Genomic DNA, 23,064 nt, shown 5'->3' on the forward strand with positions numbered 1-23,064 from the left:
ATCTCAAAGACGTGCGTCGGACTCTGCGGCTGTCGTGACCGCGACAGCCGCGGGGATCTCTGAACGGCCGGGGAACTCGGCGCCGAGCAGGTTGAGCAGCGGCGTCGCCTTCACCGCCGTCTCCTCGAACTCGCCCTCCGAGTCGGACAGCGCGATGATCGCGCCCCCCACCCCGTACCGCAGAGCGCCGTCCTTGAGCACCACGGTCCTGATGACGATGCTCAGGTCGGCCGCACCGGTCAGCGAGAAGTAACCGATGGCGCCGGAGTAGACACCGCGCGGACCGTCCTCCAGCCGGTCGATGATCTGCATGGTGCGGATCTTCGGGGCGCCCGTCATCGAGCCGCCGGGGAACGCGCACCGTACGCCCGTCACCGCGCTCACGTCCGGACGCAGCCGCGCCCGTACCGTGCTCACCAACTGGTGCACGGTCGCGTACGTCTCCACCTGGAAGACGGGATCGGCGGTGACCGAGTCGACCTCGGCGCAGCGACCGAGATCGTGCCGCACCAGGTCGACGATCATCAGGTTCTCGGCGCGGTCCTTCTCGCAGCCCGCCAGCTCGGCCGCCAGCAGCGCGTCCTCCTCCGGCGTGGCGCCCCGGGGCCGGGTGCCCTTGATGGGCTTCGACTCCATGACGCCGTCCCGGTCGATCCGCAGGAAGCGCTCCGGGGAGGTACTGAGGACGGACAGCCCGTCGAAGCCCAGAAAGGCGCCGAAGGGTGCCGGGCTGGCGCGCCGCAGCCGACGGTAGGCGTGCCAGGGGTCGAGGTCGACCTCGGCCTCGATCATGTTGGTGAGGCAGACCTCGTACGTCTCACCCGCCGCGATCTCGTCCTGGCACGCGTCGATCAGCTTGAGGTACGAACCCCGGTCGTGGCGCAGCCGCAGCTCGGTCCCGCCCGTCCGCTCGGGGGCGGCGCAGGGCTCCGGCGTCTGTCCGGCGACGGACGCCAGGTCGGCGGCGGCCGACCGCAGCCACGCGCGGGCGGGTGCGTCGTCCCCGTCCTCCGCGAGAGCGAGGAGGTAGGTGGTGTCCGTACGGTGATCGAACACGACCGCCCGGTCCGCGAAGACCATCGCCGCGTCGGGGTCGGCCGACCGGTGCGCCGCGCTTCCGTCGCACTCGGCCTTCAACTCGTAGCCCAGGTACCCGACCCAGCCCAGGGCGAAGTCGAACGGGAGGTCGGGCGCGTCGACCCGGACCGTACGGAGATCCCGGTCGAGCCAGTCCAGGAAGGCGCTGCGGACGGTACGGGAACCCGCCGCCGAAGTGACGGTCACCGTGCCCTCGTTGACATCGGCCAGCGCGACCCGGGCCAGCGGCCCCGACGCGTCACCCATGATCGAGAGCGCGCCCAGCGGCCCGCCGGGTCTGCTGCTGTCGAGCCAGAACGGGTGGCTGTCCGTCCGGAACAGCCGGTCGAACGCCACCTCGGGGTCCCACCGCGTGGGCAGCGGCTCCGCCAGGACACGCAGCCGGCGGTGCGGCGCCTCGTCGCCCCGTACCGCGTCCGTGGCACCGTCCGGCGCGGTGCCGGCGGGCCGCGCGGGGAGGGCGGGCTGCGCGGGGACGGCGGCGGGTACGGGGGCCCGCCCGGTCGTACGCCGGTGCTCCTCGGTCAGCCGCCGGAAGTTCTCCAGCAGCCGGTGACCGCCCTGGGTGCTGATCGACTCGGGATGGAACTGCACGCCCCACAGCGGGAGGGTGCGATGGCGCAGCGCCATGATCACTCCGTCCTCCGAGAACGCGACCGGCTCCAGCTCGGGCGGCAGCGCGGTCACCGCGAGGGAGTGGTAGCGGACCACCTCCAGGGGAGAGGGAAGCCCCGCGAAGAGCCCGGTCCCGTCGTGCGAGACCGGCGAGATCCGCCCGTGCCGGGGCTCCGGTGCCCGGCCGACCGAAGCGCCGTGTGCGAGGGCCATGCCCTGGTGCCCCAGACAGACACCGAGCACCGGCAGCGCGCCCTCCTCGGCTATTCGCGCGCAGAAGCCGAAGTCCGCCGGATTGTGCGGAGTCCCGGGCCCGGGGGAGAGCACCACGTTGTCGAACTCCCGCAGCAGCTCGGGCCGCCAGCGCGGGTCGTCGTTCCGGATCACCTCGGGCTCTTCGCCGTTCACCTGGGCGATGTAGTGGAACAGGTTGTAGGTGAAGGAGTCGTAGTTGTCGACCAGCAGCGTCCGCATCAGTACTTCCCGAGTTCGGATGAGATCTCGGCGTTCACCGCTGCGATGTTGCCGGTGAGGAAGAAGTGTCCGCCCGGGTAGACCTGGATCCGGAAGGCGCCCTCGGTGTGCCGCTCCCACGCCGCCGCCTCGTCCAGCGTGGTCCGCGGGTCGGCGTCACCGGTGAGCACCGTGATGGGGGCGTTGAGCCGGCGCTGCTCGTCGCAGCGGTACGACTCGATCGCCTCGTAATCGCCGCGGATCGCCGGAAGGGCCATCCGGAGGATCTCCTCGTCGGCCAGTACTCCGGCGTCCGTGCCGTTGAGGAGCTTCAGTTCGGCGATGATGCCGTCGTCGTCCCGCTGGTGGACGGATTCGGGACGCCGCGTCGAAGGCGCCCTGCGTCCCGAGGCGAGGACGGCACGGGGCGCGGTGCCCGAGCCCTTCTGCTCCAGCCGCCACGCGGTCTCGAAGGCCAGGACGGCCCCCATGCTGTGTCCGAAGAACACCGTGGGCTTCTCGTCCAGCGCGAGCAGCTGGTCGGTGATCAGGTCGGCCAGGGTGCCGAGGTCGGTGACGCACGGCTCCAGCCGCCGGTCCTGCCGGCCCGGATACTGGAGCGCTATCACGTCCGCGCCGGGGGAGAAGGTGGCCGAGACGGGGTGGAAGAAGCTGGCCGACCCGCCGGCATGAGGGAAGCAGACCAGCCGGACAGTGCTGTCGGGGGCAGGGTGATAGCGCCGGACCCACAGGGCCATGGCTTTGTCGACGCTGTTCAACAGCGGGGTTCCTCTCTCGGTGGGGTTACGGTTCCGCGGCTCGGGACTGCTCGGCTGCCACCGGGGACCGACGTGTCCCCGGCTGCGGTGGTTCAGCCCTCGTGCACGGCGATCGCCTGCGCCGGGCAGAGGTCGCCCGCCTTCCTGACCGCGTCCTCGTCCGTGAAGTCCCCGGAGTCGGCGCCGACCAGGGTCACCAGCCCGTCGTCGTCCTGGTCGAAGACGTCCGGAGCGGACAGCACACACTGGCCCGCGCCCACGCAGCGGTCGGTGTCAACGGTGATACGCATGAACGTGTCTCTCCTGCGAGTGTTCAAGTGGGGCCGGGCGTCCTTCGGGCCGCTCGGAGCGGAGGACCGGTATTACCACCGGACGGGCATCTCGTGCAGGCCGAACAGCACCACGTCGTGCTTGAACGCCAGGTCCTCGACCGGTACGGCGAGCTTGATACCCGGGATCCGCTCGAAGAGCTTCCGGTAGGCGATCTCCATCTCCAGGCGCACCAGGTTCTGCCCGAGGCACTGGTGCACGCCGTAGCCGAAGGCCACGTGGTGACGGTCGGTCCTGCCCGGGTCGAACTGGTGCGGGCACTCGAAGGCGCTCGTGTCGTGGTTCGCCGCGGCGACCAGCGGCACGATGCCCTCCCCGGCCTTGATCAGCTGTCCCGAGATCTCGACGTCCTCGACCGCCACCCGCAGCGAGACCAGGTCGGCGACCGAGTGGAAGCGCAGTGTCTCCTCCACCACCCTGTCGTCACCGATCCACTGCGGATTCTCCAGGAGAGTCATCACACCGAGCGCGATGTTGTTGGCGGTCGTCTCGTGACCGGCGATCAGGAGCAGCAGCAGAACGCCCGACAGCTCGTGCGGGGCGATCGTCCCGGTCGCCAGCAGCCGGCTGATGAGGTCGTCGCCGGGCCACTTCTCCTTGAGGGCCACCAGCCGGTTGATGTAGCGCAGGAGTTCCTTGGTCGCGGTGTCCCGCTGCTGGTCGGTCGAGGACCGGATCGCCACCAGGGTGCGGGTCCTGGACTCGAAGAAGTCCCGGTCGACGGGCGGCACGCCGAGCAGTGTCGAGATGACCAGTGAGGGGATGGGCAGCGCGAAGTCGGCGACGATGTCGGCGGAGTCGCCCGCCGCCAGCATCGCGTCGATCCGCTCCTCGACCGTGCGCTCGATCGCCGGCCGCATGGCCCGTACCCGGCGCACGGTGAACTCGGGGATGAGCGCCTTGCGGAAGCGGTCGTGCTCCGGTGAGTCCAGGCCCACGAACCAGCCCGGGATCTGGTCCTGCTTGGGCACGCCCATGGTCTCCCCGATGTTGGGGAAACCCTTGTGTTCGGGGTTGGAGCTGATCCTGGTGTTCGTCAGCACCTTGCGGACATCCTCGTGCCGGGTGACGAGCCAGACCCGGTTGCCGCTGGGCAGGTAGGAGACCACAAGGCCCTCCCGCTGCCGGTACTCCTCGTACCGGGGAGGCGGGAACGCCTCACCGGGCTTGCGCAGCGGGAAGTCGACCACCATCGGGTCGGCGTTCGTCATGTCCACTCATCTCATCTCGAACAGCTGGCGGGGGGTGGTTCAGCCGACGCCGTAGAACTCTCGGATCTTCCCGGTCACGAACTCCTGGTCGGCCGCGGTCAGTCCGGTGTGCGTCGGCAGATACAGACCGTCCTCGGCGAAGCGGTTCGCCTTGAGCGAGGGCCAGTCGGGGTGCAGATATCCGGGCTGCCGGCTCATGGGCTTGAAGAACAGCCGGGTCTCCACCGAGGCCGCCGCCAGGTGGGCGCGCAGCTCCTCGCGGCGCTCCGCCCGCAGGTCGTACATCCACAGCACATCGCGCGGGGGCATCAGGGTGATCCCGGGCACATCGGCGAGGGCCTCGTCGTACCGCTTCTCCAGCTCCCGGCGGGTGGCGAGGATCTCGTCGAGCCGCTCGACCTGGGCGAGCGCGACCGCCGCCTGCATGGCCGTCATCCGGAAGTTGTAGGCGAGCTTCTTGTGCAGGAAGCTGTGGTCCTTGGTGAAGGCCATCGCCCGCAGATGGGCCAGCTGCCCCGCGAGCTTCGGATCGTCGGTGAGGCATATACCGCCCTCGCCCGCCGTGATGATCTTGTTGGCGAAGAGCGAGTAGCAGGCGATGTCGCCCACGGGGCGGACACCGTGCGCCTCGGCGGAGTCCTCGACGACCCGCAGGTTGTACTGGAACGCGAGGTCCATGATCGCGTCCATGTCGCAGCGCCTGCCGTACACGTGGACGGGCATGATGGCCTTGGTCCGGGGAGTGATCTTCTCCTCGATCCGGGCCACATCGATGTTGAGGTCGTCGGCGCAGTCGACGAAGACGGGCGTCGCCCCCGTGTACGTGACCGCCCACGCGGAGGCGATCATGGTGAACTCCGGGACGATCACCTCGTCGCCGGGCCCGATGTTCAGGGCACGCAGCGCGAGGGTGAGCGCCGCCGTGCCCGAGGAACAGGCGACACCGTGCGCGATGCCGTTGTACTGCGCGAACGCCTCCTCGAAACGCTGGACGTACGGTCCCTGCGAGGAGATCCAGCCCGCGTTGATCGTGTCCGTCACGTACTCCAGCTCTCTGCCGTCGAGAGTGGGCATGGACACGGGGTACTTGTAGGACATCACTTCTCTCCCTTGTCGGCGAGCGCCGGAAGACCGAGGATCAGGCTCGCGGCCGCCTCACGGCCACCCGCCGCGTGTTGCAGTGCGCCGAGCCGTTCGGCGTTCTCCCGGAAGGACGGCTCCTCGATCACCCGGCTGAGTTTCGCGACGACGTCGTCCACGTCGATCGTCTGCGGCCGGTCCAGGGTCAGGCTGATGCCGAAGTCCCGGCCGCGTACCGCCTGGTCGAAGCAGTCCACCCACAGGGGGCGCACCACCAGGGGCTTGCCGAAGTAGACACCTTCGTGGAAGCCGTTGCCCCCGCCGTGGGTGAAGAAGACCTTCACACTGGGGTGAGCCAGCACATCGAGCTGGGAGGGCACCCACTTCTCGATCCGGAGGTTGCCGGGCAGGGATTCCTTCTCCGGCAGCAGATGCTGCTGCTCCGACGGCAGCTTCCAGAGCACCTGGTGCTTGCCGTCGAGCCGGTGTGCCACCTCCACCAGCGCGTCCACCTGCTGCTTGGTGAGGCGGGTGATGGTCCCGAACCCCATGTAGACGACGGACTCCTGGGCATCGAGCCACGGCGCGAGTTCCTGGTCGTCGTCGACCTCGGGCAGGGACGGCACCATCGCACCGACCAGCTTCATCTTGTCCGGGAGGTCCAGCGGGTAGTCGAGTTCGGCCACCGAGTTGCACAGCACCAGCTCGGCCTTGTCGATCCTGGTCATCGGGCTCGGCGGCGGGATCTCCAGCTCCTTGCGGATCCGGGCGTCCTCCGAAAGGACCTTGCTCATGGCCGGGTTGAGGAACACGGCCAGCGTCCGGTACTTGAACAGCGCGTTGCTGACGCGTTGTGCCAGGCTCATGTCGCGGGGGAGACCGGAGTGGGGCACCGGGAAGCCCTTCGGCGCGTACCCCTTGGCGAAGGGATTGAGCGAGGTCAGGACATTGCTCGGCAGGAACGGCACACTGAGCACGAACGGGATCTTCCGGGCCACGGCCAGGTCGACAGCGAAGCCCGCGACACAGTCGATGACCATCAGCGCGGGCTTCACCTCGTCGACGACCTCGGCGAGGCGCTTGTACTTGACCGCTTGGAGAGCCGGCTTGTACGACTGCTTGATGACCGCGCGGTGTGCCCGGAAGCGCGACGTCTGGGTGACCTCCCGGTAGACGTCGTCGTCCCAGGTCACCGCCGACAGCTCGGAGATGACATCCCCCAGGGAGGCGAACTCCACCGGCGTCTGCTCGGCGATCAGCTTCACCTCGTCGCGCCGGGGCTCGTCCGTGGCGAACCACAGGTCCTCAACTCCCTGTCGGGACAGTTCGCCCGCCAGTACGAGCAGGGGGTTCAGCAGGCCGCTCTCGGGGAGGCTGACGAACAGGATCGGCCGTCGGGCGGAGTCCATGGGTTTCCTTTCAGGGGTGACCGGGGGCCGGGCGGGCGGGCCACCGGGCGGTTCTCTTTGGCCCCATGGGACTGTGATCTCACATCGGAAACCTGGATTTCCTTAGACTCGGGCCGGCCGCGGCCGCGGCCGGCCCGAGAACCTGCCCGTCGGCCGTACGCGGGCGGATCCGAATGCTTGTTCCGAGTGCGTGCGAGCATGCGCCGGCCGAGGCGCGACTGCTCCGACGAGCGATGCCGGTCGGTCCCGGAAGATGTACGAATACGTGGCCGAATGGTTCCGTGTGCGGCATGTCGGCCCGGGTGGAAAACGGTGCCAGGCTCCGGGGATTCCAGCCGGGGAGGATGCGATGCGGGCGCGACTCGTGCCCGGATTCGGCGACGGAGGATCCGACTCGGGCACGACGTCGTGCCCGAGTGTGACCGAGTAAATCGAACGCCGTACGGTAATTCCAGACGTAACACCGAGCTGCGAAGGATTCACGTTCTGTTTACTTGTGGCATTGGTCCAAGTGTCGGGTCCGGTTGCCGCGGCGCCCCTTTGGCGCACTCATCGGGGGGTTACCGGCGAGTTCGGTTTCTTGGGCCACCGGGCGAGTTCACTCGACGAATTCCTCGACAACTTTGGGCGGCCAGGTTCCGACTTTCAGTACGCCCATCGAGTACGCGCGCGATACCAGCGCGGCGCGGTTGGGTACCTTCAGCTTCCGGAACAGGCGGGCGACGTGGTACTCGATGCCGTGCGGGCTCAGGTGGAGGCGTGAGGCGAGGGGGACGGTGGAGACGCCCGCGGCGATGCCTTCCAGTATCTGGGCGTCCAGCCTGGTCAGGATCTTCTTGGTGACCACTTCGGGGTCCTCGGCGTCGCGCGTCGAGGGCATCATCACCAGGATCGCGTTGGTATCAGGCGTGTTGCCACGCACGCTCACCGCTGTCAGCGGCACCGTGAACGCGGCGCTCTCGCCCTGACCGATCGCGATCACCGGGGTGACGAAGCGCTGGTGCTTGCCCTCGATCAGGCGGGAGAGCTTCCGCATCAGTGGCTGCTGCACGCTGGGGTGCACCACTTCACGGAAGCTGAGTCCGCAGATGCCACTGGCAGATCCTCCGAACTGCCAGAAGAACTCCTGGTTCGCCTGCCGGATGGTCAGCCTGTTGTCGAGACTCGCCATACACAGCCCTGACTGGGCGGCGGGACGTCCGGCGAGGGCGTAGTCGGCTGCCGGGGCTTCCGGCGTAACGGGATGACCCGAGTCGATCGACGCGGAAAATGAATTCGGCAAGAGAAGGGAGCCTCTCTGTGGCGCTCATTACGTGATGTAGCGCGGGAATCACGACGGCTACGCCCAGGGAGACCGCTGGGGCGACCCGTTGAAACTGGTGTGGGGACTTGGATAGTGCCGCGGGTAAGGATCACGTTATCAGCTCGGTTTCGGTCCCAGATGACGTCGGTCCTCTGGAGATTTCGACTCGAACCAAACCTTTGCGAAATATGGGGGTGGCCTATCCGGGCCCCCGGGTGCGCGGCTTACCGTCGCGAGCCGCACCTTTGCTCCCCCCTTGTCATTGCTTAGCGGGGATCCGCACCCCCAGGGGATTGGTCTGCCGTCTCGCTCCTGTTTTCGCCCTTGATTTCCGATTCTTTATGGAACGCGCGTTCTGTCGAACTGCGACGAAGGGGGCGGGCGGAGTTCACCTTTCCTTTCCCCGCGTTGTCGGTGAATGGGGGCTTTGTCCTGACCTTTTGTGTGGATGATGTGTGCGCGAGGTGCGCCATGCGCGAGTGTGACTGCGTGACGACTCCTGACACACCGTCATGTCCATGCTTCCGCCGGAACGACGGGTTCGACGCCGGCCCGGCCGACGGCCGCCGCGGTCAGGACAGTTCCGGTCCCGGGCCGAAGGTGTCGCGCAGCACCTCGCGGGCCGCGCGCGCACCGGACGCGAGCGCGCCCTGGACCGATCCGGTGGCGCGATGGTCCCCGCACACATAGCGCCCGGCACCCTGCCCGGCCCTGCGTGTCAGTGGCCACGGCGGCGTCATCACCGGCAGCGCGCCCTCGATCGTGTACGTGGAAACCGGTTGCCAGGACGTGGTGTTGGCGCCGTACACCTCCGCGAGGTCCGACAGCAGTGTGATCTCGCGGCCGGGCACGTCGGCGCCGAGCACCGACGTGGAGACCAGCGCGCGGCCCACCGGGGCGTAACTCGGGGCCACCTCGCTCAGCACACAGGTGTTCAGCAGCCGTCGCCGCTCGTCGATGAGGAGTGCCGGCTCACGCAGCGGCGACTCGGCGCTCGGCATCGCGTGGTAGTACGTCGTCACGGTACGGGTGGCGGGCACCTCCAGCCCCGGCAGCAGCCGGGCCGCCGCCGCGGGCCCCGTCGCCACGACGACCGCGCCCGCCGCGCGCTCCGTACCGTCGGCGAGCAGCACTCCCGTGTCGGTGAGCGCTTCGACGGGCGTCCCGGGACGCACCGTGCCCGGCGGCAGCCGCTCCGCGAGCCGGCCGGGGACCGCGCCGATCCCCTCGGCGGGCAGGCACTGGGTCCCGCGCAGCATGCCGCGCCAGACCAGATGGAAGAACCGGGACGACGTTTCGAGATCGTCGTCCAGGAAGACACCGGCCAGGAAAGGCCGCAGGAACGTCTCGGTCAGTTCGTCGGAGATCCCCGCGTCGGCGAGCGCGGTCCTGGTCGTACGGTCCGCACCGCGCCGGATCGCCGACACCGGGCCGAACAGATCGCGTGCGCTCAGGACGCTCAGCGCCAGCAGGTCGCGCCCGGAGGCGAGCCGGCCCGGCAGCAGGTCCTTGGCGGCGCCGGGCCGCCGGGTGGGGTCGATGAAGCGCCTACGGCCCGTCGCGCCGTGCACGAGGACGCCCGGCGTGAAGGGGCACAGCCGCAGCTCCGGAAGGCGTAGCCGCTGTTTGACCTGCGGGTAGGAGGTGTTGAACACCTGGAACCCGCGGTCGAGGAGGAACCCGTCGCGGCGGTCGGTCCGCATCCTGCCGCCCACGCCGTCGGACGCCTCCAGCACCTGGACGGTACGCCCGGCCGCGCACAGATCGGTGGCGCAGGCCAGCCCGGCGAGACCCGCTCCGATCACGATGACGTCGGAGCGCGACCCCCGACGCTGGTCCGTGTGGTCGCCCATGGGCGCACCCTACGACGCGGTGCGGCCCCGCGCCCGCGCTCCGGGCCGGGGCAGATGCCGTTGTCCACGCCGAGCGTCCGCGAGCGCCGCACCGGCTCCGGCAGCCGGGGAGCGCCCCCGTCGGCGGCGGACTGCGCCGAATGGCTCCGCTCGTGGACCGCGTTGGTTCTTCTGGCCGCCTCCGATCCGGCCCCCGACCCGGCCCCGGGTAACGATGAGGACATGCGAGAGCCTGCCTTCGCTCCGGGGCGCGTCACCGCCGCACCTCTCCACGGAGGGGAAGCTCGCTCCCTGGCGTCCGGAGCACGCCCGTCCGCTCCTACTCCTCCGCCCGCGACCGCGGTTCCCGCGCTCCGGGCCGCGGCCGGTTCCGATCCGGCGCACTCCGATGTCGCCGTCATGGTCGAGGCCGAGCTGGGGCGTTGGCTGAACGCACGGCGCCAGGAGCTGAAGGCCATCGACGCCGGCGCCGACCGGCTCCTCGCGGAGCCGCTGGCACGGCTCGCCCTGCGCGGAGGGCAGCGGATGCGGGCCCGGTGCGCCGTGCTGGGCTGGCGTGCCGCCGGCGGAGCGAAGGAGGGCCGCCGGGCCCGTCCGGCCGCCGTGCTGGGAGCGGCCCTGGAACTGTTGCAGGTCTGCGCGCTGGTGCACGACGACATCATGGACGGCTCGCGCACCCGCCGTGGGGAGCCCACCCTGCACGAGCAGTTCGCGGCCCATCACCGGGAGCGGGCCCTGCACGGTGACCGCCCCGCCTACGGGACGGCCCGGGCGCTGCTGGCCGGAGACCTCGCACTGGTCTGGGCCGAGGATCTCTACCGTGAGGTACGGCTTGACCCGGCCGCCCGCCGCCGGGCCGACGGCTCGTGGCGGGCGATGCGCACCGAGATGGTCGCCGGCCAGCAGCTCGACCTGGAACTACAGGCGGGCCGGTCGCAGTCGGTTCTCGCCTCGCTGCGGATGGCCGAGCTGAAGACCGCGAGGTACACCGTCGAGCGCCCGCTGCACCTCGGTGCGGCCGCCGCGGGCGCCGACGGACCGGCGCTGGCCGCGCTGAGGGGGTTCGGCCTGCGGGTCGGCGTCGCGTTCCAGCTGCGCGACGACCTGCTGGGCGTCTTCGGCGACCCCGAGGCCACGGGGAAGCCGTGCGGTGACGACATCCGCGAGGGCAAGCGCACCTATCTGGTCAACCTGGCCCTGAGCCGGGCCCGGATCCGTGGTGACACGGTCGCCGAGCACGTGCTGCTGCGCCTGGGGGACGAGCGGGATTCCTCCGAGCGGAGCGTCGACCGGGTGCGTGCCGTGCTGGTCGGCCTGGGCGCGGACCGGGCGGTAGAACAGCGCATCGCCCGGATGGTCCAGGAGGGCGTCGGGCTGCTGAGCGGCGCCGGACTCGATCCGGACGCGGTCTCCGCCCTCGAACTGCTGGCTGCCCAGGTGTCCGTGCCATGAGCCGGACACGCGCCCCTTCCGCCGACCTCTTCCGTCTACCACTTCCGTCAACTCCCTTCCGCCGAACCCCTTCCAACGTGAGGAAAGCAGGATCCATGAGGACGATCCCCGGGCCCACCGACCATGTCGTGGTCGTCGGCGCCGGCCTGTCGGGACTGGCCGCCGCGCTGCACCTGCTCGGCGCGGAACGACGTGTCACCGTGCTGGAGCGCGCGGACCACGTGGGCGGCCGGGCGGGCTTCACCCGAACGGGTGGCTATCGCATGGACACCGGTCCCACCGTACTGACGATGCCCCATCTGCTGGACGAGGCACTGGCCGCGGTCGGCGGCTCGGTGGCCGAGCGCCTCGAACTGGTCGCGCTGCACCCCGCCTACCGGGCCTCCTTCGCGGACGGCAGCAGCCTGGACGTACACACCGAACCGGAGGCCATGGAGGCCGAGGTGGAGCGGTTCGCCGGCCCGGCGCAGGCGGCCGGGTACCGGCGGCTGCGCTCCTGGCTCACCGCTCTCCACCGGGTGCAGATGCGCAGTTTCATCGACGTCAACTTCGACTCCCCGCTCGGTCTGCTGGGCCCCGACCTGGCACGGCTGGCCGCCCTCGGCGGATTCGGGCGGCTGGGCCCGCGCATCGGCAGGTTCCTCCAGGACGAGCGGCTGCAACGGGTCTTCTCCTTCCAGGCCCTGTACGCCGGGGTGGCGCCCGCTCGGGCTCTGGCCGCGTACGCGGTGATCGCGTACATGGACACCGTGGCCGGTGTCCACTTCCCGCGCGGTGGCATGCACGCGGTGCCGCGCGCTCTGGCGGCGGCCGCCACGGACGCCGGAGCGGACCTGCGGCTCAGCACCGAGGTGCGGAGTCTGGAGCGCGGCGGCGGAGGCCGGATCACCGCCGTGCACACGGCCCTCGGCGAGCGCATCGCCTGCGACGCCGTGGTGCTCACGCCCGACCTGCCGCTGGTGCACCGGCTGCTCGGCCGGACGCCGCGCCGTGCGGTGCCGCTGACCTGGTCGCCGTCCGCCTTCGTCCTGCACGCCGGGACCACCCGGACCTGGTCCCGACTGGCCCACCACACCATCTCCTTCGGCCGGGCCTGGGAGAGCACCTTCGACGAGCTCACCCGCACCGGCAGCCTGATGAGCGATCCCTCGCTGCTGATCACCCGTCCCACCGCCACCGACCCCGCGCTGGCTCCGCCCGACCGCCATCTGCACTATGTGCTGGCCCCCTGCCCCAATCTGGAGCGCGGACCGATGGACTGGTCCGAGGTGGGTCCGCGCTACCGGGACCGGATCGTCGCCGAACTGGAGCAGCGGGGCCTGACCGGCTTCGACGCGTCGGTGGAGTGCGAGCGCGTCGTCACCCCGGCCGACTGGGCCGGGCAGGGCCACGCCGCCGGCAGCCCCTTCTCCGCCGCGCACACCTTCGCCCAGACCGGGCCGTTCCGCTCCCGCAACCTGGTGGCCGGGGCGCCCAACGCGGTCCTGGCCGGCTGCGGCACGGTACCCGGGGTGGGCGTGCCCACCGTGCTGCTGTCCGGCAAGCTCGCGGCGGCCCGGATCACCGGTGCGGCCCGTCCTGTCCGACGTCGCACGTCCGCCGCCGGCCTCACCGGAGCCGCCCTGTGACCGCACGGGAACTGGCCGCGGCCGGCATCACCGACCCCCGCCTCCGGGCCGCGTACCTGAGCTGCCGCGAACTCAACGCCCGGCACGGCCGCACCTACTTCCTGGCGACCCGGCTGCTCACCGCGGATCGCCGGCCCGCCGTGCACGCCCTGTACGGCTTCGCGCGCTGGGCCGACGACATCGTCGACGACCTCGGGAACCGGGCCCCGGTGGCGGAGAAGGCCCGAGCCCTGGACCGGCTCCAGGCGGATCTGGCGACCGGGCTGTCCACCGGCCGCAGCAGCCACCCCGTGGTCGCCGCCCTGGCCGACACGGCCGAGCGCTACGGCATCGAGCACCGGCACTTCACGGACTTCATGGCCTCGATACGGATGGACCTGGACACCACGGACTACGCCACCTGGGACGACCTGGCCCGCTATGTCCGGGGCTCGGCCGCGGTGATCGGCCTCCAGGTGCTGCCCGTACTCGGGACCTGCGCACCCCGGGCCGAGGCGGCCCCGCACGCCGCCTCGCTGGGAGTCGCCTTCCAGCTCACCAACTTCCTGCGGGACGTCGGCGAGGACCTGGAGCGCGGACGTGTCTACCTGCCCGCCGACCGCCTCGCCGCGCATGGGGTGGACCACGAGCTGCTCGCCCGGTGCCGCAGGACCGGTGAGCGGGACGGGCGCGTCGTCGAGGCCCTGCGCGAACTGGTCGCCTTCAACCGCGGCATCTACCGGCACGCCGCCCTCGGGGTCCCCATGCTCGCCGCCGTCTCCCGCCCCTGCGTGAGCACCGCGCTGGTGCTGTACAGCGGCATCCTCGACCGGATCGAGGCCGCGGGCTACGCGCCGGTACTGCGGCGCAGGGTCGCCGTGCCCGAACACCGGCGGGCCACGGTGGCCCTGGCGGGGCTGCTACGGGTCACCGCGGCCCGGACCCGGCACCGTCTGGCGGCGCGCCCGGTCCCGCCGTGGCCCGGGGCGTGCGAGAAGGCGGCGCCGATCGCCGAGGAGCACCCCGGATGAGTCCCCGGCGCGACCGTACCGACATGACTGACCGACCCGACGGACCCGACCGGCGTGATCGACCCGACGGACCCGACCGACCCGACCGGCGCGATCGATTCGACCGGCGTGACCGACCCGACGGACCCGACCGACCCGACCGGCGCGATCGATTCGACCGGCGTGACCGACCCGACCGGCGTGACCAGCCCGGCGGCGCCCGCCCGGGGCCGTTCCGGCGCCGGTTCCCGCTGAGTGTGATCGGCGGCGCCAAGTGGGCCGACCAGCGGCCCACTTGGCGAGACGCCCGGCCCGCCGTCATCGAGGGAGCCCTGAAGCGGGCCCTCGCCCGTCCGTCCGGCAACTGGTACGTGCTCGCCGCCTCGGGCCAGATCCGCGCCGGGGCGCCGCTGGGGCGTACCGTCGCCGGTCGCGAGGTCGTCGCCTGGCGGGACGGCGCGGGCACGCTGCACGCGGCCCCGGGCGCGTGCCCGCACCTGGGCGCCCCGCTCTGCCGCAGCCCGCAGGTCGGGGACCGGCTCGTCTGCCACTGGCACGGCCTGGCGCTCGGCCCTGAGGGCTTCCCCGGCTGGGACCCCTTCCCGGCCCACGACGACGGCGAACTGGCCTGGGTACGCCTGGATGCCGTGGGCGGTGAGGCCCCGCTGCCCGCGCCGGTGCTGCCCGCCCGGCCTGATCCGTCCGGTTCGCTGTCCGCCGTGGCCACCGCGATCGGGATCTGCGAGCCGGAGGACATCATCGCCAACCGCCTCGACCCCTGGCACGGCGCCTGGTTCCACCCGTACGCCTTCGCCGATCTCACCGTGATCGAGTCACCGGCCGCCCCCACCGGGCAGGTTGACGCGGATCCGGCGGCGGACCGCTTCGTGGTGCAGGTCGCCTTCCGGCTGCGCGGACGGTTGGGGGTGCCGGTGCGGGCCGCCTTCACCGCACCCGGCCCGCGCACGGTGGTGATGCACGTCATCGAGGGCGAGGGGGTGACCAGCGTGGTGGAGACGCATGCCACGCCGCTGGGCCCGGACGCGTCCGGACGGCCGCGCACCGCCGTGGTCGAACTCGTCGCCGCCCACTCGGCGCGCCCGGGGTTCGGCCTGGCCCGCCGCGCCGCACCCCTGCTGCGACCGGCCATCCGCCGCACGGCCGGCCGGCTGTGGCGCGACGACATCGCCTACGCCGAACGCCGCTGGCAGCTGCGCAGCACCGGCGGCCTGCCGGGCTGAGGCATGTCCGACACATAGCGCCGTCGGTCCGGAGGGCGGGGCTCGCGGCGTCCGCGTTCCAGGCGCCAGGCGCCGCGTTCCAGGTGCCCGGTGCCGTGTGCCGGGCGGGATACGGTCAGCCGGGCCCTGGGCCGCTCAGCGCAGCCGGGACAGCGCCCGCAACGCGGCGGAACGCCCGCCGTCGGGCACGGTCCACAACGTCTGGCCACGCACCCCCCAACTCGCGAGCAGGGCGTTGGAAGCCTGGAAGCCGGTGGTCGCGGCACGCTCCATCAGGGCCACCGGCAGGCCGCCGCGCACCATGTCGCCGGCCAGCACCAGCCTCGGGTGACCGGTCGTCACCGTCGGCCGCTGCCCGTAGCCACCGACCGGGAACATCGGACAGTCGGCCCGCCACACGTGGCGCTGGTCCACGGCCCCGGCGGCCCCGGTCTCCGGATAGACGCGGACCAACTCCTCGCGCAGAGCCCGCTGCACCGCTTCGCGGTCGGCGCCGGGATCGACCGCGTAGGCGTGCAGTTCCACCACCGAGCCGCCATGGCGCGCGCACCAGCGGGCCGCCTCCCCCTCCCAGCGCTCCAGCACACTGACATTGTCCAGCGGTCCGTACCCGCTGGTCCCCAGGAAGCCGGGACGGTCCGCCGCGACCGGCCGGTCCAGCCACCACCGCGACACCAGGAACGGCGGGGCCTGGCGCAGACCCGCGATCCGCTCCCGCCACGGCGCGTCGACCAGCTCCGGCGACCCCGCCACCAGCGCCCGCAGCCCGCCGCTGTCGAGTGCCAGCACCACCGCGTCGAAGTGCTCCCGCGCCCCGTCCTCCGGCTCCACAGCGAAGCCGTCGTCCTCCGGACACACCGCGCGCACCCCGACACCGGTGCGCGCCCGCACCCCGTGGCCGGCCAGGTAGGCCCCGAGCGGCTCCCACAGCGCTTGGGGGAACGGCTCGGCGGGCACGTCGAACAACAGCCCCTCGGCCGAACCGAGGAAGTAGATGTGGAACATCAGGAGCAACTCCGCCGCCGACAACTCGGCCGGGTCCGCGAAAAAGCTGCGGGAGAACACCTCGAACGCCAGGTGCTGGGCCGCCTCCGGGAACCGTACCGAACGCAGGAACTCCACCGCGCCGACACCGTCGAGTTCCTCGTAGACCTCCGGCACCGCCACATCGAGCAGCGGCAGCGCCGCGCGCGGGTTCATCGCCAGCAGATCGCGCCAGCCGAAGGTGGGACTCAACGCCACGAAGCCCAGCGCGCTCCACGGCGGTGTGCGCGGCACATGCCGGAAGCTGTCCCTGGCCCCGCCGGAGCGCTGGAGCGGATAGTCGGGAAGACCCGTGAGCATGCCGAGCGCGGGATCCACCCGGCGCAACAGACCCCGCAGGTTGTAGTACTGGCGGAAGAAGGCGTGGAAGCCACGGCTCATCGTCACCGTACTGCCGTCCGCCAGCGTGGTGGTCCACCCGGCGAGCCGCCCGCCCAGCCGCTCCTGACGTTCAAACAGATGCACAGCCACGCCGCGCTCCGCCAGCCCGGTGGCCGCGGCCAGCCCCGCGATCCCGCCACCGATCACCGCGACCGACGGCGTGGGGCCCGCCACCCGGTCGAGGCCGACGGCCGCCGGGTGGCGGACCGCCCTCCGGTCCCGCCCCCGCCTCGCACTCCCGCCCACCGTGCCCCGGTTCACGCGAACGCCTCAAGCCGAGCGGTGGTGCTCACCACGCCGCGCCGCCACCCGGTCATCGACGGGACCAGGAAGCCGGGCAGGTCTTCGGGCCCGAGCCCCTGAAGCAGAGTCATCGTTGCGCCTTCTCTCGGTTCGCGACCCCCGGTGCCCGCTGGGACGCTACCGCGCCCCGCGGAAGCCAGGACCCGGACGCGCCGACCCGGTCCCGCCCCGACCGGCGACACCGCGTGCACGCCCTGATCCGGCTTCAGCCGCCGACCGGCCGACGGCGGCGCAGCGGCAGTTCCAGGCAGCTCAGCGCCATCGGCAGCACCGGTGACAACAGGCCGACCGCGATCTCCTCCCGCAATGAGGAGCGCCCGTCGAGGAAGCGCAGCAGCCGGGCGGCCGGATTTCGCTGGAACAACTGCTCGAAGAAGGCGGCGCCATCGATCCGTCCCGTGTCCAGCGCCCGCAGCAGCGCGGCGTCCATCGCCAGGTGCCGGGCCCGGTGCGGTCGCGGCGGCAGCGGATTCCGCCCCGCGAGCAGGGCATCGGCCACGGCCTCGCTCTGGCGCTGGACGGTGGCGAAGGTGTAGCCGGTGGAGGGGCGGGTCGCACCACCCGCCGTACCGATCCGGAAGACCCGCTCCCCGGCACGGCGTTCGAACCGCGCGTCGGTCATCGGAATGACCCCCTGCTCGGTACCGGTCACCTCGAACCCCGTCCGCGGTGCGCCCAGCCCCAGTACCTGCCCGGTGTAGTGGGTCAGAGCGGTGTCGTACTGCCGTGTGGTCAGCGGCTCGCGGGAGAACCCGGTGTACTCGACCAACGCCTCGTGTTCGCTCAGCGGCAGCAGATAGCCGAAGGCCGCCCCGCGGGGCGGCTGCGGCACCCGGAAGTCCATCAGCACCGCTGCGGACGGGTCGAACGCGGGGGTGCCACTGCGGACGAACCAGCCGCGGAAGTGCTGGAGCAGCGTGGTGCGGGCGGGGGGAAGCCGGCGAAGCGGACGTGAGTCGAAGACCCAGTCGGCGCGCAGCCGCAGCAGGCCCTGGGGTGTGTCCAGATCGAGTTCCGCCGCCCGGCGACCGTCCCTGATGGCGGTGACCGTTCCGGTGATCCGGCGCAGGCCGGGGGTGCGAGCGGCGTCCCGCGCCACCAGGGCGGCCAGATCGGCCGACCGCAGCATCTTGTAGCGCAGGCCACCCAGCGGAATCTCGTACCTCGCCCCGTCCCGGCCGTACACCCGCACCCGCTCCCAGGACCGGTGCACCACCGCGTCGTACGGTCCGCCCTGCGGCTCCCACCAGCACCACGTACGCGGCGCGATCGCCTGCTCCGCCGCGGCCGGCTCCACCAGCGCGACGGTGGGCATCCCGGGATCGCCGCGCCGCGCCAGCCAGTGCGCCAGGGACAACCCCGCGGCCCCGGCCCCCACCACGGCAATTCCGACCGGCTCACCGGGCGTCCCTGGTACGTCGTCCTCTGCCATACCGGTCACTGTCGCATCCGGGGAGACCGGTTTCGCAGAATGGGTGATAGTGGCGCGAGCCGGACCCGGGGTCGGGGGGCGTCGGGGGAGCGGTGCGGTGCGGACTGCTGACCGGTACTGGTTGCTGCCGGCGGCAGCGACCAGTACCGGGAACGGGCCGATGGAGCCGTCAGTCCTGGCCGCCCAGGGCTTGACCGCCCACCGCTCAAAGCAGGTCTTCGCCCGCGTCGTGGTAGTCCGTCTCGTCCCCGTCGGGGTTCAGAGGATCCGCGCCGATCATGGCGAAGAGGAGGTACGCCCCGTGGAACTTACCCGCGTCCTTCCCGGTGGTGTGTTCGTCCCGCACCGACACCTGACCGCCCGTGCCGGCGTCGTCCACCTCGAACCGCTTCACGTCCAGGCCCAGCCGTTCGATGATCGGCGCCACCGAGGCCAGCAGCTGATCCCCGGTGTTCTCCCCATCCGTACGAGGAACGACCACGAGCAGGTCGGCCATGAAGCCCCGGCGCAGGCCGGACGGCTCAGCCGCCTCGAACTCCATTGCCAGGGGGTGGAGTTCGGCGACCAGCGGCAGCCACGCGCGCAGTGCCGCTTCGGCGGTGTGCACTCGCTCCAGGTTGAGATGGACGCGGAGAACCACATCGTCCGGGGAGAACCGCATCAGTGGGTCACGTATCCCTTCTTCGAGATGTTGGCGTGAGAATAGTCCTTGCCCTGATTCTTGCTGCCCGCGAACGTCTCGAAGCCCTTGCCCTTGGGAATCTGAACGTCCCACTCGTCCTTGCCGTCCTTGGCCCGGGTCCAGATGTTGCCGTACTTGTCGGGGAACCCGCCGCCCCGGACCTGGGGCTTCTTGGGGTCCCAGCCCTTGGGCGGGACGTAGGGGATCGGGCCGTCGGTGGGCAGGTCGTACTTCTTGGCGGTGGCGAGCCAGTTCTTGTTCTTGTACGCCTTGCCCGAGTCGCCGGCCAGCTTGTTGATCTTCGTGAGCGCCTCGCCCCACTGGTCGGGCGAGAGGTGCTTCATGCTCTTGGCCGCGTTGCCGACCCATTCGAGATCGTCGACGTACTTGGCGAGGTGCTCGAACTTCTCCAGGTACTTGGCGAATTTCGCCGGCTTGGCGAGCGCGTCGCCGATGTACGGCACGAAGGCAGCGAGGGAGAGTCCCGCGCCTCCCCAGTCGCCCTGGAAGAGGCTGATCAGACCGGAGCCGCCGTCACTGATGGGCGTAGGGTCGAACATCCCGGTGATGTCCAGTACCAGCTTGGCCTTGTCCGCGGCGGACAGGCCGCCCTCACCGACCAGGTCCTCGTCCGAGACCGGATAGTCGCTCTGGCCGTCGCCCTCGACCGGGCTCGCTTCCTCGCCCTGCTCCCTCAGGTCCTCGATCAGCTTGTCCAGCGCGCTGCGCAGCGCCGAGGCGGCAGCCTGGTGGGCGGACTCACCCGCGGCGGCAGCCGCCTGGTTGGCGGTGGCGGCGGCGCCCTTGGCCTGGTCGGCGGAGGTCCGGGCCCGCTTGGCCGAGGCGTCGGCCTCGTCCGCGGACTTCTTGGCGTCCGTCGCGTAACCGGCCGCCCGGGTGGCCGACGTGCGCGCGTCCTCGGCGTAACCGGCCGCCTCGGTGGCGGCGTTGACGGCTCTCGCCGCCGCCTCGGCGGCCTGCGCGGCGTTCTGGTTGGCGGTGGCCGCTGCGCGGGCGCCCTCGGCGATCAGCTTGCGCACCCCGGCGACATGAGCGGCCTGCTCGAAGTCCTGCTGGGCCGTCCTGTACTGCACAGTGGCCACGAAGTCGCGCAGCATCCGGTCCGGTCCGGCCAGCGCGACCTGGGCAGCGGCCTTGGTCTGCGGGCCACCGGTCTGGAGGATCTTCAGGGTGTCGGCCCGGTCATCCTCCTCGCGGGCGGTGTACTGCCCCTTCTCCAGGAACTGCCGCAGCGCGTCCGTGGTGCCCTTGTCGAGCGCGGCGTTGGCGTCCCGCTTGACGCCGGGACCGCCTTTCGCTGCCAGTTCGAGGACCTTGACACGGTAGTCGTCGGCCTGGACGGTGTGCTGGCCCCTCTCCAGGAACTCCACGACGTCGGTGTGCGTCCCGGCCAGCGCCCTCTCGGCCGCGGCCTTGACCGCGGCCGGGCCGGTGCTCTTCAGATGCTCGGCCCGCGCCCGGTCGTCCTGTTCGACGGCGATGGAGTATCCGGTTCGGATCCACGAGAGAACGTCGGCGTCCGTGCCGCTCAGCGCGGCCTCCGCCGCTTTCTCGGACCAAGGGCCGCCGATGCTCAGGATGTGGATCGCGGCCGCGCGGCCCTTGGTCGCGGCGACGGACGGTTCGATGCCCTCGACGGCCGCCTCGGTGAGAAGCCTCTTGGTCTCGGAGTTGCGTCGGTCGGCCTCGGCCACCGCGGTGGACTCACCGGCCTTCCGCGCGTCCTCCCGCTTCTTGATCTCCTCGGCGACCTGGACGGACGTGTCCTGATCGTTCTTCAGTTGCGCGGCCTCGGCCTCGCGTGCGGTGGCCTCGACATCACGGGCCTTGTCGATCGCGTCGGTGGCGATCTTCGCGGCGGCGAGGGCCGCCGTCGCGTGCTTGCTGGACTGGTTGGCGTAATCCTTCGACTGGCCGGCGTACTTGGCGGCCTCGTCGGCGGCCTTGGCCGCTGCCTCCGCGTGATCGGCTGCCGAGTTGGCGGCGGTGCGGGCCGCGCGTGCGGCCGTTGCCGCCTTGTTGGCGAGGGATTCCGCGCGGTTGGCGGCGCTGGTCGCGGTCGCGGCGGCGCGGCGGGCGCGGGCGGCGGCGTCGGCGGCCCTGCGGGACTCGGAAGCGGCGACATTGGACTGAGCACCGGCCTCGGCGGCCGCGGTGGCGGCCGCTGCCGCGTGCTGACCGGCACTGGCCGCCGCCTGCGCGGAGTTGACCGCCTCGAGTACGGCGGTCAGCGCGCTGAGTACGGCGTCGGCGGCGGTACGGGCCTCGGCCGCCGCGTCGCGCGCGTCCTGGGCGGCCCTTCGCGCGGCAGCGGCCTGTCCGGCGTCCTTGGACGCGGCGGTGGCGGAGTTGTAGGCCTGGGCCGCGGCCTGACCGGCGGCGGCTGCGGCGGCGGCCGCAGCGGAGGCGGCGCTCGCCGCCGTACGGGCCGCGGAGGTCGCCTCGTTGGAGGCCCGGATCGCGGTGCTGGCGGCATCGGCCGCGGCGTCGGCGGCGTCGGCGGCGCGGCCGGCGGCCTTGGACGCACGCCCCGCGTCCGCCTTGGCCGCGGCGGTCTCCTTCGCGGCCCGCTCGGCTGCTTCCTTGGCGAGCCTGGCCGCTGAGACGGCCTTGGCCGAGGTCTCCTTGGCCTTCTCCGTCTCCGACTTGGCCTTCTGGCCCGCGCGCCTGGCCAGCTCGGCCAGCGCCTTGACGGTCAGTGTCTCCTGGTCGCGGGCCCGCGCCAGGTTCTGCCCGGTCACGATGAACTCGTGCACGTCCGCGGCGGATCCGCCGAGCGCGGTCTGCCCGGCGGCCTTCACCTGTGGACCACCGAGCCGCATGATGGTGAGGGTCTGTACTCGCTCGTCCTCCTCGCGGGCGGTGTATTGCCCTTCGGCGAGGAATTCGGCGAGTGCCCCTTGCGTATTGGCGTCGAGGGCCGTCTGGCCGGCGGTCCGCACGGCGCGGTCACCGGCATTCATCACGCGCAGTACGTCCGCGCGCTGATCGTCCCCGTAAGGCGCCTGCCAGCCGCCAGCGAGAAATGCGCCGATGTCCTCGGGTGTGCCGGACATCGCCTGCTGTGCTTCCGCGCGGACCCCCGGTCCGGCACCGTTGAGCATTTTCAGCACGGCGAGCCGATCGTCCTCCTCGGCGACCGTCTTCATGCCGGACACGAGGAATTCGTGAACCTCCGCGTCGGTTCCCGCGAGAGCCCTCTCGGCGGCTTGTCTGGTGGATTCGCCGCCTCCCTTCCAGATGCCGAGCACCTGCGCGCGCTCGCTCAGTGCGCTGGTTGTACTACGTGGAGTCGCGTGCGAGGCGGCTGTCGCGGTGCCGACCGTTCCGGCGACGAGAGCCAGTGCGGTGACACCGACCGTCGCGGCTCGCATCGCGAGGCCACTCGGCGCTATCACCCGACTTGTCCGTCCGGATCTACCCATGTCCCCCTCCTCATTGGCCCATCGTCAACAGCCTCTGCGCTCCGGTGGGGTTGTCGACGACGTGTCCATGACGTCGCCGCATGATGGCATGCCGTGGTGGAGATCGGGCGAGACTTCACAAGTGCACACGTTCCGCATCTACCGCCGCGCGAAGCCGAGTTGACGTACAGTAGCTGGTTGGTAGCTCGCAGCTCCTCGGGGCCTGTGGTCGGGCTCGGACGAGACACGGCGGTAAATTCGCTCAGCAAAGGCCGTGATGAGGTCGAGTCGGAAAACGTCCGTCGGATCCGCGCGCCGAATGTCGCCCAACTGCGGGCGCGAAGAAGGCGTTAAGG

Annotated in this window: 17 protein-coding genes; 5 read left to right on the top strand and 12 right to left on the bottom strand. The window is 71.4% G+C overall.

Annotated features, from left to right (window positions below; genetic code table 11):
* Positions 1-3 precede the first annotated feature (3 nt).
* The 8 genes from pabB to OG627_RS33825 form a co-directional block, all read right to left on the bottom strand.
* Positions 4-2,187, bottom strand: a complete 2,184-nt coding sequence (gene pabB / locus OG627_RS33790) for an aminodeoxychorismate synthase component I (protein ID WP_329071729.1) — start codon at positions 2,185-2,187, stop codon at positions 4-6.
* A complete protein-coding gene (locus OG627_RS33795) occupies positions 2,187-2,924 on the bottom strand; it encodes a thioesterase II family protein (RefSeq protein ID WP_329073180.1) in 738 nt (245 codons plus the stop codon). The genes pabB and OG627_RS33795 overlap by 1 nt, the downstream gene beginning before the upstream one ends.
* A gap of 113 nt (positions 2,925-3,037) precedes the next feature.
* Entirely contained in the window at positions 3,038-3,235 is a 198-nt protein-coding gene (locus tag OG627_RS33800; protein WP_329071730.1) for a ferredoxin, read from the bottom strand.
* Positions 3,236-3,307: 72 nt separating this feature from the next.
* On the bottom strand, positions 3,308-4,486 hold the full coding sequence (locus tag OG627_RS33805) for a cytochrome P450 (RefSeq protein ID WP_329071732.1): 1,179 nt from the start codon (positions 4,484-4,486) through the stop codon (positions 3,308-3,310).
* A gap of 39 nt (positions 4,487-4,525) precedes the next feature.
* A complete protein-coding gene (locus OG627_RS33810; protein WP_329071734.1) occupies positions 4,526-5,584 on the bottom strand; it encodes a DegT/DnrJ/EryC1/StrS family aminotransferase in 1,059 nt (352 codons plus the stop codon).
* The gene (locus tag OG627_RS33815; RefSeq protein ID WP_329071736.1) at positions 5,584-6,975 is read right to left on the bottom strand and encodes a glycosyltransferase; all 1,392 of its coding nucleotides are present in this window, start codon (positions 6,973-6,975) and stop codon (positions 5,584-5,586) included. The genes OG627_RS33810 and OG627_RS33815 overlap by 1 nt, the downstream gene beginning before the upstream one ends.
* Before the next feature lie 598 nt (positions 6,976-7,573).
* On the bottom strand, positions 7,574-8,233 hold the full coding sequence (locus OG627_RS33820) for a LuxR C-terminal-related transcriptional regulator (RefSeq protein ID WP_443073668.1): 660 nt from the start codon (positions 8,231-8,233) through the stop codon (positions 7,574-7,576).
* Positions 8,234-8,850: 617 nt separating this feature from the next.
* Positions 8,851-10,131, bottom strand: a complete 1,281-nt coding sequence (locus OG627_RS33825) for an NAD(P)/FAD-dependent oxidoreductase (RefSeq protein WP_329071738.1) — start codon at positions 10,129-10,131, stop codon at positions 8,851-8,853.
* 399 nt (positions 10,132-10,530) lie between these two features.
* On the opposite strand from OG627_RS33825, the gene OG627_RS33830 reads away from it, so the two are divergent.
* From OG627_RS33830 to OG627_RS33850, 5 genes are all read left to right on the top strand, one after another.
* Positions 10,531-11,583: a polyprenyl synthetase family protein gene (locus tag OG627_RS33830; protein WP_329071740.1), complete on the top strand. Its 1,053-nt coding sequence runs from the start codon at positions 10,531-10,533 to the stop codon at positions 11,581-11,583.
* A gap of 95 nt (positions 11,584-11,678) precedes the next feature.
* On the top strand, positions 11,679-13,211 hold the full coding sequence (gene crtI / locus OG627_RS33835) for a phytoene desaturase family protein (RefSeq protein ID WP_329071742.1): 1,533 nt from the start codon (positions 11,679-11,681) through the stop codon (positions 13,209-13,211).
* Positions 13,208-14,221, top strand: coding sequence for a phytoene/squalene synthase family protein (locus tag OG627_RS33840; RefSeq protein ID WP_329071744.1), 1,014 nt, complete (start codon positions 13,208-13,210; stop codon positions 14,219-14,221). The genes crtI and OG627_RS33840 overlap by 4 nt, the downstream gene beginning before the upstream one ends.
* A gap of 54 nt (positions 14,222-14,275) precedes the next feature.
* Positions 14,276-14,455, top strand: coding sequence for a hypothetical protein (locus tag OG627_RS33845; protein WP_329073224.1), 180 nt, complete (start codon positions 14,276-14,278; stop codon positions 14,453-14,455).
* Positions 14,456-14,457: 2 nt separating this feature from the next.
* Complete coding sequence (locus OG627_RS33850) at positions 14,458-15,441, top strand: DUF5914 domain-containing protein (protein ID WP_443073591.1); 984 nt, start codon at positions 14,458-14,460, stop codon at positions 15,439-15,441.
* 135 nt (positions 15,442-15,576) lie between these two features.
* On the opposite strand, the gene OG627_RS33855 is transcribed toward OG627_RS33850, so the two are convergent.
* The 4 genes from OG627_RS33855 to OG627_RS33870 all read right to left on the bottom strand — a co-directional run bounded on the left by OG627_RS33855 (position 15,577) and on the right by OG627_RS33870 (position 22,678).
* Positions 15,577-17,127 carry an FAD-dependent oxidoreductase gene (locus OG627_RS33855; RefSeq protein ID WP_329071746.1) on the bottom strand — a complete coding sequence of 517 codons (1,551 nt, stop codon included), beginning with the start codon at positions 17,125-17,127 and terminating at the stop codon, positions 15,577-15,579.
* Between the two features lie 247 nt (positions 17,128-17,374).
* A complete protein-coding gene (locus OG627_RS33860; protein WP_329071747.1) occupies positions 17,375-18,601 on the bottom strand; it encodes an FAD-dependent oxidoreductase in 1,227 nt (408 codons plus the stop codon).
* A 205-nt stretch (positions 18,602-18,806) separates the two neighbouring features.
* Positions 18,807-19,262: a hypothetical protein gene (locus OG627_RS33865; RefSeq protein WP_329071749.1), complete on the bottom strand. Its 456-nt coding sequence runs from the start codon at positions 19,260-19,262 to the stop codon at positions 18,807-18,809.
* Positions 19,262-22,678 (bottom strand): polymorphic toxin type 17 domain-containing protein, encoded by a 3,417-nt coding sequence (locus OG627_RS33870; RefSeq protein WP_329071751.1) that lies wholly within the window; start codon positions 22,676-22,678, stop codon positions 19,262-19,264. Before OG627_RS33870 ends, OG627_RS33865 begins: the two co-directional genes overlap by 1 nt.
* Positions 22,679-23,064 lie beyond the last annotated feature (386 nt).

The organism is Streptomyces sp. NBC_01429, from assembly GCF_036231945.1.
In the GTDB taxonomy this organism is placed as follows: Bacteria; Actinomycetota; Actinomycetes; order Streptomycetales; family Streptomycetaceae; genus Streptomyces.

Bases quoted from the DNA above. Each gene is read 5' to 3' on its own strand.
- OG627_RS33805 (WP_329071732.1), bottom strand. From the start codon at position 4,486: ATGACGAACGCCGACCCGATGGTGGTCGACTTCCCGCTGCGCAAGCCC.
- crtI (WP_329071742.1), top strand. From the start codon at position 11,679: ATGAGGACGATCCCCGGGCCCACCGACCATGTCGTGGTCGTCGGCGCC.
- OG627_RS33800 (WP_329071730.1), bottom strand. From the start codon at position 3,235: ATGCGTATCACCGTTGACACCGACCGCTGCGTGGGCGCGGGCCAGTGT.
- OG627_RS33860 (WP_329071747.1), bottom strand. From the start codon at position 18,601: ATGGCAGAGGACGACGTACCAGGGACGCCCGGTGAGCCGGTCGGAATT.
- OG627_RS33795 (WP_329073180.1), bottom strand. From the start codon at position 2,924: ATGGCCCTGTGGGTCCGGCGCTATCACCCTGCCCCCGACAGCACTGTC.
- pabB (WP_329071729.1), bottom strand. From the start codon at position 2,187: ATGCGGACGCTGCTGGTCGACAACTACGACTCCTTCACCTACAACCTG.
- OG627_RS33865 (WP_329071749.1), bottom strand. From the start codon at position 19,262: ATGCGGTTCTCCCCGGACGATGTGGTTCTCCGCGTCCATCTCAACCTG.
- OG627_RS33870 (WP_329071751.1), bottom strand. From the start codon at position 22,678: ATGCGAGCCGCGACGGTCGGTGTCACCGCACTGGCTCTCGTCGCCGGA.
- OG627_RS33830 (WP_329071740.1), top strand. From the start codon at position 10,531: ATGGTCGAGGCCGAGCTGGGGCGTTGGCTGAACGCACGGCGCCAGGAG.
- OG627_RS33825 (WP_329071738.1), bottom strand. From the start codon at position 10,131: ATGGGCGACCACACGGACCAGCGTCGGGGGTCGCGCTCCGACGTCATC.
- OG627_RS33810 (WP_329071734.1), bottom strand. From the start codon at position 5,584: ATGTCCTACAAGTACCCCGTGTCCATGCCCACTCTCGACGGCAGAGAG.
- OG627_RS33815 (WP_329071736.1), bottom strand. From the start codon at position 6,975: ATGGACTCCGCCCGACGGCCGATCCTGTTCGTCAGCCTCCCCGAGAGC.